Below are 5,120 nucleotides of genomic sequence, written 5' to 3' on the forward strand. Positions count from 1 at the left end.
CGGGCGACTTCCACTTCGGCGCGCAGCACATCTGACTGCGGCGCCGTGCCGGCGGAGTAGCGGGCGTTCGCGGCCGCCACGACGTCACGCGCGAACGCGATCTGTTCCGAGAGCAACACCTGGGTGCGCTGCCGCTCCTGCAGCATCAGGAATGCGGTTGCCGCCTGCAGCCCGACGTCCAGGCCGGCACGGCCTGTCTCGGCACGAAGCCGTTCGATGTCCGCGAGCGTAGAGGTACGCCGATGACCGCGGATGCCCGAGAGCGGAATCTGCTGTTCGAAGGTGACGCTGACGTTCGCCCCGCCCCACATGAAGGGCAGGTGGTCCAGGGACGGCGACACCATCGGATCCTGGAGCGCCGACACGATTGCCGGCCGCTGCTCCGCGGCCCGGGTCCGTGCTCGCGCGGCATCGATCTCCGCCCGTCGCTCGCCGGCGATGCGCACGACGTCGACGAGTCGGAGGGGCGTCGGCAACGCGACCTGGGTCTGCGCGGCCCCGAGGGACCCATGGGCGCGCAGGCGCGAATGGTCCCCCGGCTCGCCCCGCACGATGAACTGACGGACTTCCGCCTCGTTCAGCAACGCGGGTTGCGGGCCTCGAGCAATCAGGTTTGATGCGGGGGGCAGTGTCGCCAGGGTCACAAGAACTGCAAGTCGTACAAGAAGCGTCTTCATGACAAACCTCTCTGATGACAAACGTCATCGAACAACGGCCAGTCGACGTCAGTCCCATGTGACCGTGCGTCACGTAGAACCGGTGCCGAACTTGTTTGCGGAGTAGCCGAGGGCCGCGAGTTGCAGTCACACAACGGGACTGCGTGCGGCCGAGAGGGGTATCAGATGCGGAGAGGTGTAGTCTGCGGTTGGTTCAGATCGGACGGCGGTCGTCCCCGGTTCCAGACCGGGACGAGGCCCGTCGCGGTAGGAATGATCTGGAACCGTGCGGTCAGGACAACCGCGCCCCCATCTGGCGCTGGCGCGCCTCGGGGGTCTTCCTTCAGCAGACCGGCCGGCCCCTGAACCGAGTCGTCACAGGAATCGTCGCTGCTGACGCTCGCGGCGCCGCCATTGTTCTCGTGGTGGCAGCCGTTCTCTGCGGCCACCTGAGGATCGCACCACGCCTTGCAGAACAGCGAGACACTGGGCCCGCCGGCAAACAGCAACACGACGGTCAGGATGGTTGCGCGAAACACGACAAGCTCTCACGCCCTCCATAGCAAGAACGGCACCGGTTCGGTAAGCCTCGGATCTGCGCCCAGAATCGCAGGCAAGACGGACCCACGACTGGCGGTGCCGGGAGACCGGCGGCTTTTCACCCATGAGCGCCGAAAATCCCGCAGGGGTTCCTCCGGGGTTGCCGAGCGGTCATCAGCTGGACTGGTCCTGTTGCCGCTCGTCAAGAACTGACCAGGGGTTCTGTTCGATGAAGAGTGACCAGCGCGTTCTTGGACGGTTCAGGGGTCTGGTATGCGATCGGCGGCCTCAGGGCACTGGTCGACGCTCGTCGAGTACTGGGTGGTCAGTTCACGGTGAAGGGCAACGACGCCGTCAAGGCGGCCGTCGCGGCACTTCCTGCCGAGAACATGTTCATCAGCGTCCTGTCCCTCGCCGAAATCACCAAAGGCATACCGCTGTTGGACGACGGGCCGCGGAAGCGCGAACTGGCAGCTTGGCTTCAGGCCCTCGAGGAACATCATACTGACCGGATCTTGCCCCTCGATCTCGACACGGCCCACATCTGGGGCGAACTCGTCGCCGCAGCACAGAAGATCGGCAAGGTGCTACCCGCCGTCGACGGCCTGATTGCCGCGACGGCCCTCCGTCACGGCCTGCATGTCATGACCCGCAACGTCGACGATTTCAGCGCGACCGGCGTGCTTCTGTTGAATCCTTGGGATTCTCCCAATGGCTAGCAACGTCGTGCGCCGCCCGTCCCACGAGTTTGGGGGGCTGACGTTCCTCACCACAGAGGCCGCACTCATGTGGATCCTTCTGGTGATTCGACCGAGGACTCTCCATGACTACATCAGGATGTGCCGGCTATACGGAATGACAATGGCCGATATCCGGATGCAGGAAGCCTGGTCGATGGCTCACTGGCTCGCCCGAGCGACACCGCCGGCGTACGGGATTGAAAACGACGCCGAGGGCATCTACGACTTGCTCCTGTGGCCTGACGGTGCCCTGACGCGGACCGATCGAGGAGCCACGTTGGTCGAAGGCGTTCGTCGCTTGTATTCCAATGTGCCTGGGGAGTCTGCGTTTGCTTTCATCGTCGAGAACGGAGAGGGGCGTCTCCGGATCTATGAGTACCCGATCCACTTCATCCCATTCTCTACGTACGAACTTGGGATGCGTCCACCCCAATCGCTCTGCATTGTGTACCGTCCACCCGACCGCAACAATCGTACAGCTCAAAGTCTGCTGGGCCTCGCGCCTCGTGGAATGAGACTTGTGGCTCATGCAATCAGGACGCCAGGACAGACGGTTGTCTTGCAGTCACTCAGCGATCCATCGGTTCGTGAAGTGATGGCTGCAGGGTCAACACGAGGCCGGCTGCTTCGAACGAGGCTTCAGGAAGGCGACATGCAGTTCCTGACCACCTGACGTGAGCGCGCTGAAGTGGACGCTGCGCTGCACGGCCGCTGAAATTAGGTTGGAGGCGCTTTCGGCTTGTCTTGATGCTGAACAGCGTCGCGTCCGAAATGTGGAACCCGGTGTACAGCAATCAGCCAGATCAGGTCCTTCAGAATCTCGCCGGTGCTGGTCACGTTCCTCCACTCGACCTCGGGCGCGCCCTCACAGCAGCCGTCCGAGGGCGATCTTCCGGCCTGGATGAAAACTGGAATACGAAAACGCTACTCAGCCTGTAATGCTTTTGTTATCAGTTGTTTAGAGATGGCGGAGAGGGTGGGATTCGAACTCTTCCAGCGTCTTTAGATTCTGTAAGTCACAGAAGCCACGTTGCCGCCGATGCCATGAATGCCGTCTTTGCCGTCGGGCCTTGCCCGCCATTGCCCGCTGACCGGTGTCGCTCCTCTCCCAGAACCATCCCTGTCGACATCGTTGCACTGTGTCCACGGGCCAGGAGAGTGAACGATGTGGATCAGATCATCGCCACCACGACCTCCTGCAGGACGAGGTCCTGCTCGTCGCCGCCCAGGCCAATGCATCAGCGACCCGGGTCGACCGCGGCCAGCTTCCTCGACAGACGCGCCCCGACCGCCTCGTGGGTCAGCGGCTGGCCGGTCTCCGCTTGTGCAAGTCCGCGCTCGACCTCGTCGATGAACCACTCGTCGTAGTCCAACGCACGTTCGAGCGCCTCGTGCGCCAGCGCCTCGACCGAGACGCCCCGGCGCCTGGCCGCGGCAGCGAGTCAGTCCTCGAGCGCTTGCGACAGGTGCAACACCATTGCTTCAGTGTACACACGGGCTCATGGTCGTACTCAGGCACACCTGCCTCGAGGAAGGCGGGGAGCCGCCGCCAGTCAGCTGTGTCGACGACTCAGTGCGCGCAGGAACGCATCGAGGACGAGTCCAAGTCCCTGCCGACGTCCTCGGCGAGGAACCGCAGGACGAAGTAGCCGTTCTCCTGCAGCAGCTGGTCCTTGCGGCGGTCGCGTCGATAGGCGGCCGGATCCGACAAGTGCTGAGCGCCATCCAGTTCCACGGCGACGCGCGCCTCAGCGCACAGAAGATCGACCTCCATTGTGCCCAACCCGTCGAACGCGATCGGCAGTACCGCGTTCAGCGCGAAGCGACCTCGGGTCTCGGGAAGAGACTCCAGGCGCCTGAACAGAAACGCCTCGGTCGCGCTCCTCGCCCTCGCGAGTCCGTCGGCGTCGGCCGAGACAGGCCGAACGGCGTGCACGAACAGGGTGGCCAGCGGGCTGTCGACGCCATCACGAATCAACCGGCGGACGCTCCCCGAGTAGTCACGTTTCCAGATCGGATCCGCCGGGAGTGTCACGTCAGCGGGCCAGCCTGGAATCGCGCTGGCTGGCAGCAACACCCGGTAGCCAATGGCTTCATAGCCGCGGCACCGCCGGTCGAACATTCGAGCGAGCATCGGCACATCGATGTCGGCGTAGTCGTAGACGCGCACTTCGCGCTTGGCATCGTGCAGCCGGTGTAGTCGGCCGGCGTACTGGGCCACCGTGCCGCGCCAGGACACGGGAAGTGTCAGGAACAGCGAGTCGAGTCTCGCATCGTCGAACCCCTCGCCCACGTGCTTGCCCGTCGCCAGCACAACTCTGCCCTCCTCAATGGGAATCGTTGCGAATCGCTCGGCCACGGCCTGCCGCTCCCGCTTGCCCGTTCTCGCGCGGAGCACGACCAGGTGCCGGACGTTTGGCGCGAGCAGTTGCTCAAGGCGGTCGAGATGATCGTTGCGCTCGGTCAGGACCAGCGGAGACCGGCCGCTGTTCACGGCGTCGGTCACGTCATCCGCGATGCGGCGATTGCGTGTGGTATCGCCGACGAGCTCCTGATAGAGCGCCTGGAACTCCACGCGCCGGTCGGGATCTGGTGCCCGCCTCGACCGAAATCCGGTCGGCTGCACCAGGACGACGTGCTCGAACGGTCGCGCGGCAGCCTGCACGCGCGCGTTCACGCGGTAGCGCACCGGGCCGCACTGCATCGTGACAATCGGGTGATGCCCGTCCTTGCGGGCCACCGTGGCCGACAACCCCACGACGAACCGGGCTTTCGCCCGTCGCACGACCGACTCGAACGTCTGCGCCGACAAGTGGTGACACTCGTCGACGATGACGTGGCCGTAGTCGGCGACGAGGTCGTCAACGACGCCCTTCTTGACGAGGCTCTGTATGACGGCGACATCGATCAGACCGGTCGTTCGCTTGCGACCGCCGGCCACACGGCCGATCGACTTCGCCGGCATGCCGAGGAACGTCGAGAGTCGCTCGACCCATTGATCCAGGAGTTGCCGTCGGTGGACCAGCACCAGCGTGTTCACCCGACGCTGGGCGATCAGCCATGCGGCAATCACCGTCTTGCCAAAAGCTGTCGTCGCCGCCAGCACGCCTGTGTCGTGCGATGCCATCGCCTTGGCAGCGGCCAGTTGCTCGGGTCTCAGTTCGCCGGTGAATGTCACGTCCAG

5 protein-coding genes are annotated in these 5,120 nt (G+C 64.3%); 2 read left to right on the forward strand and 3 right to left on the reverse strand.

Annotation, left to right across the window (positions count from 1 at the left end):
* Both IT182_16935 and IT182_16940 read right to left on the reverse strand, forming a co-directional pair.
* The coding region (locus IT182_16935) for a TolC family protein (protein MCC6165034.1) at nucleotides 1–677 on the reverse strand (677 nt) is incomplete at its 3' end.
* A gap of 161 nt (nucleotides 678–838) precedes the next feature.
* On the reverse strand, nucleotides 839–1,195 hold the full coding sequence (locus tag IT182_16940) for a hypothetical protein (protein MCC6165035.1): 357 nt from the start codon (nucleotides 1,193–1,195) through the stop codon (nucleotides 839–841).
* Nucleotides 1,196–1,432: 237 nt separating this feature from the next.
* Here IT182_16940 and IT182_16945 point away from each other — a divergent pair, with 237 nt between their 5' ends.
* Together IT182_16945 and IT182_16950 are read left to right on the forward strand one after the other, a co-directional pair.
* Nucleotides 1,433–1,915 carry a type II toxin-antitoxin system VapC family toxin gene (locus IT182_16945; GenBank protein MCC6165036.1) on the forward strand — a complete coding sequence of 161 codons (483 nt, stop codon included), beginning with the start codon at nucleotides 1,433–1,435 and terminating at the stop codon, nucleotides 1,913–1,915.
* A gap of 142 nt (nucleotides 1,916–2,057) precedes the next feature.
* Nucleotides 2,058–2,609, forward strand: a complete 552-nt coding sequence (locus IT182_16950; protein ID MCC6165037.1) for a hypothetical protein — start codon at nucleotides 2,058–2,060, stop codon at nucleotides 2,607–2,609.
* Nucleotides 2,610–3,506: 897 nt separating this feature from the next.
* On the opposite strand, the gene IT182_16955 is transcribed toward IT182_16950, so the two are convergent.
* Nucleotides 3,507–5,120 (reverse strand): DEAD/DEAH box helicase family protein (locus IT182_16955; protein ID MCC6165038.1); only part of this gene is annotated, 1,614 nt, incomplete at its 5' end.

This window comes from Acidobacteriota bacterium, assembly GCA_020845575.1.
Classification (GTDB): domain Bacteria; phylum Acidobacteriota; class Vicinamibacteria; order Vicinamibacterales; family Vicinamibacteraceae; genus Luteitalea.

Excerpts from the sequence above, each read along its gene's own strand:
- IT182_16950 (MCC6165037.1), top strand. The coding sequence starts at position 2,058 with ATGGCCGATATCCGGATGCAGGAAGCCTGGTCGATGGCTCACTGGCTC.